This is a genomic window from Mycobacterium sp. TH-M11 (genome assembly GCF_057473725.1).
In genome coordinates this window covers 1-4,209 of record NZ_JBYCLD010000207.1, presented here as the reverse complement: position 1 = coordinate 4,209, position 4,209 = coordinate 1, and the positions used below count along the sequence as shown (strand labels likewise).

The 4,209-nt window shown below is 68.8% G+C and carries 4 protein-coding genes; all 4 read left to right on the top strand.

All coding sequences use genetic code 11. From position 1 onward, the window contains the following. The coding region (locus AC2VOG_RS09020) for an NlpC/P60 family protein (RefSeq protein WP_486939567.1) at positions 1-333 on the top strand (333 nt) is incomplete at its 5' end. Between the two features lie 70 nt (positions 334-403). After that, complete coding sequence (locus tag AC2VOG_RS09015; protein ID WP_486939568.1) at positions 404-1,150, top strand: hypothetical protein; 747 nt, start codon at positions 404-406, stop codon at positions 1,148-1,150. A 21-nt stretch (positions 1,151-1,171) separates the two neighbouring features. Beyond that, complete coding sequence (locus AC2VOG_RS09010) at positions 1,172-2,308, top strand: glycosyltransferase family 4 protein (protein ID WP_486939566.1); 1,137 nt, start codon at positions 1,172-1,174, stop codon at positions 2,306-2,308. Positions 2,309-2,863: 555 nt separating this feature from the next. Further along, positions 2,864-4,209 (top strand): PGRS repeat-containing protein (locus AC2VOG_RS09005; RefSeq protein WP_486939565.1); only part of this gene is annotated, 1,346 nt, incomplete at its 3' end.

Sequence of the window (4,209 nt, the reverse complement as noted above, 5' to 3'; positions counted from 1 at the left end):
GCCGTTCAGGCCGCGCTGACGCGGGTCGGTGACCCTTACTCGTGGGGCGGCTCCTCGCCGGGTGGATTCGACTGTTCGGGCCTGGTGATGTGGGCGTTCCAGCAGGCCGGTATTGCGCTGCCGCACTCCAGCCAGGCGCTGGCGCATGGTGGACAACCGATTGCGCTGTCCGACCTGCAGCCCGGTGACGTGCTGACCTTCTATTCAGACGCCTCGCACGCCGGGATCTACATCGGCGACGGATTGATGGTCCACTCGTCCACCTACGGCGTGCCGGTACGGGTCGTGCCGATGAATTCCTCTGGCCCGATCTACGGCGCCCGCCGCTACTAGAGCAATGCGCCGGTTGTTGGCCGGCGTGCTCATCGCAGAGTTGGTTTTCGGCGCTCTCGTCGCGACCACGATGGGCCACGACGTTTCGCCGCCCAGCGCCGTTGCGGTTGGTGACCGCACCGTGCGAATGACCAATCTCGGCGGATCGCGGCAGCAAGCCCTGCTGGCTCGAATGGTCGCGGACGTCGGCCCGGCGATCGACGCGGTGGACGCGTTCTGGGGCCGTGATTGGCCCCGAGACATCGACGTGGTCGCTACCGGGACCCGGCAGCAATTCGAGGCGACGGCCGGCGGCGGGTCCAGCGCGCAATGGGCCGACATTGCCGCGATCGCGGTCGCCGACCAAGTGAATCCCGCTCGGCGGACTGCGCAAGGCCAGCGGATTGTCTTAGCGCCCGGCGCGGCAGGCATGAGCGATTACGCACTGCAAATCGTGGTGACCCATGAGCTCTTTCATTACGCTGCGCGCGCCGACACCGCCGTCGATGCACCGCAATGGCTAACCGAAGGCGTCGCGGACTATGTCGCACGGCCGCACAGCCCAGTGCCCGAGATCGCGACGCCCAGCACGCTGCCGTCCGACGCCGCCCTGGCCGAGCCGGGGCCGCAACGGTCCCAGGCCTATGACCGCGCCTGGCTGTTCGCGCTCTTCGTCGCCGACACCCGCGGCGCGCCGACACTGCGCGCGCTTTACGAGGCGGCGTGCGGCGATCACCACATCGACGTGCAGAGCGCGGTTCATGAGGTGCTCGGTGCCGATGACGCCGCAATACTGGCCGAATGGCAGCGCTGGCTGGCCCGTCAGCGCACCGGCTGAGCCACAGGCTAGCCTTCCAAGGTGGCCCGGGTCTTGCTGGTAACCAACGACTTTCCGCCCCGGCGCGGCGGTATTCAGTCCTATCTGGTCGACCTGGTGACGCGGCTGGCGGCGGCGGGGGAGCACACCCTGACGGTGTACGCCCCGCACTGGAAAGATGCCGACGCCTTTGACGCCCGGACCGTCGGCTATCGCGTCGTGCGCCATCCCGGGACTTTGATGCTGCCCGTCGCAGGCGTCGACGCGCGGATGCGACGGTTGATCACCGAGCACGACATCGACACGGTTTGGTTCGGTGCCGCCGCACCGCTGGCCCTGCTGGCCCGGCGGGCTCGGCGGGCCGGTGCGCGCCGCGTGCTGGCCAGCACCCACGGCCATGAGGTGGGGTGGTCGATGCTGCCGGTTGCCCGCTCGGTACTGCGCCGGATCGGTGACGACAGCGACGTCGTGACCTACGTCAGTCGTTACACGCGAGGCCGATTCGCCGCGGCGTTCGGGCCGCAGGCGGCCCTGGAACACCTGCCGCCCGGCGTCGACATCGAGCGCTTCCGGCCCGATGCCGCCGGCCGCGACGAGATGCGCAAGCGCTACGGGCTGGGTCGGCGGCCCACGGTGCTGTGCCTGTCGCGGTTGGTGCCGCGCAAAGGCCAGGACATGTTGATCCGAGCGTTGCCCGCGATCAGGCAGCGGGTGGATGGCGCCGCGCTGGTGATCGTCGGCGGCGGTCCGTATCTGGAGACGCTGCGCGTACTGGCCGAACGATTCGGCGTCACCGATCACGTCACGTTCACCGGCGGCGTTCCCTTCGCCGAACTGCCCGCCTACCACGCGATGGCGGACGTGTTCGCCATGCCGTGTCGCACCCGCGGCGCCGGACTGGATGTCGAGGGGCTCGGCATCGTATTCCTGGAAGCTTCGGCGACCGGCGTTCCGGTCATCGCCGGATCCTCTGGGGGGGCGCCGGAGACGGTGCAGCACAACAAAACCGGGATGGTGGTCGACGGTACTTCGGTACAACAGATCGCCGACTCCGTCAGCGAACTGTTGGCCGACCCGGATCGCGCCGCCGCGATGGGCGCCGCTGGCCGCGAGTGGGTCACCGCGCGGTGGCGATCGGAGGACCTGGCCGGGCGACTGTCCGACCTGATCCGCGGCTAGCCCAGCCATATCATGCTCCCAAATTGAGGATCTAGAGATGCGCGGTGGGGGGATTGGCCGAACTTCCGCGTGACCTGGTGACGCTCGAAAAGGGGGACGCGCTCGAGATGGACGACGTCGCTGGGAGCTGATCGACGGGGCGTCGGGGTGATGAAGCCTTACGAGTACGCCTGCGTCCACAGGATCGTGGCAAACCACAATCAAGTGCGCGGACGGCTGGCTGGCTGTGTCGCGTTTGGGCGTGCGGTGGTCGCGGTTTTGCCGGTCAGCGGGCGTGTCAAGGCGCGCGAGTTAAGGCATCCCCTGTCGAAGCTGAGAGGCTCGGGGAAATTTCACATCTTCCCGGCGCTGGATTGAGGGTCGAGGCGACGCCGAAGTCGAGCGTCGGTGATTGAGGTAAAGAGCCTGCTAATACGGCATTTTATCGCCTCGGGGTTGCGCCAGTGGAGCTGCCGGAAGGGTTCTCCGCGCGTTCAATTGACTCTGCGTAAGTTAAGTCCTAACTTAACAAAATTACCCATGTAGCTAATTGTGGTTGCTCTGAAAGGACACCGAATGGCCGGTCGGCACTCGAAGAGGAATCAACGGTCGGGCAAGGGCAAGGGCACGGGCAAGGCCGGTCGTCGTCGGGTGGTGCGGATCGCCGGGCTGGGTAGTGGCGCCGGGGCGTTTTTGGCGTTGGGGTTGGGGCCGCTGGCCAACGTGCCGGCGGCCCGGGCTGACGTGCTGGATGCGATCCTCGACCCGCTGATCAATTCGCTGGGCAGCTTTGACCCCGCGCTCGGCGCGGATTTGAGCAGTGTGGTGGCCGGCTTCGATCCGGCGTCGGTGGGCGATCCGCTGGCAGCGTCGGCCGCGGCGGCCGGTTCCACGTCGGCCGCGGACTTGTTTCAGACCGACTTCTGGCTGCCACTGCAGCAGGAGTTGCAGTCGTGGATCGCCAGCCCGTTCGGTGAGCAGGTCGACAATGCGATCAACCCGTATTTCGCGACCGACGGCTTTTGCGGCCTGATCTGCAACGGCGCCGACGGGACGGCGGCGGACCCCACCGGCGGTAACGGCGGGTTGTGGTTCGGCGACGGCGGTAACGGCTACGACGAGGCCGCTGATCCCGGTGTGGCCGGCGGCAACGGCGGGGATGCCGGGGGCTGGGGCAATGGCGGCGACGGCGGCGCCGGCGGGCTGGGCGCCGACGGCGGCGCTGGCGGTGCCGGTGGCGAGATGTACGGCAACGGCGGGTTGGGCGGTGACGGCGGCGCGGGCGGGCTGGATGTGGCCGCCGGTAACGGCGGCGCCGGCGGTGACACCGGCCAAGCCCAAGACCTCTTAGGCGCATTTGCGGCCGGCAACGGCGGGACCGGCGGGACCGGCGGTGCGGGCTATGGCGCCGATGTGTCCGGCGGCACCGGCGGCACCGGGGGTACTGGCTCGGTGTGGCTCGGCGATGGCGGCGATGGCGGCGCCGGTGGCGTCGGCGGTGTCGGTGGTAACGGCGGCGTCGGTGGTGACGGCGGCACCGGTGCCAGCGGCGCCGGTATCGGTGGCAACGGCGGTAACGGCGGCGATGGCCTTAACGGTGTTGCCGGTGCTAACGGTACGGCTGCTCACATCGATGGCACGGCGGGTACGGCGGGCGGTAACGGTGGTGACGGCGGGGCCGGCGGTGTGGGTGGTTTGCAGGCTGATGGCACGACGCATGCGGCTTCTGGTGTTGAGGGTGATGGCGGTAACGCCGGGTATGGCGGGGCTGGCGGTAACGGGTACGCCGGGGCGAATGGCGCTGCGGGTAGCGCGGGCACGGCTGGTGCGGCTGGTACCTCGAGCAGTATTGACGGCACTGCGGGTACGGCGGGCGGTAACGGTGGTGCTGGTCAGGCCGGTGGTGACGGCGGGGCCGGTGG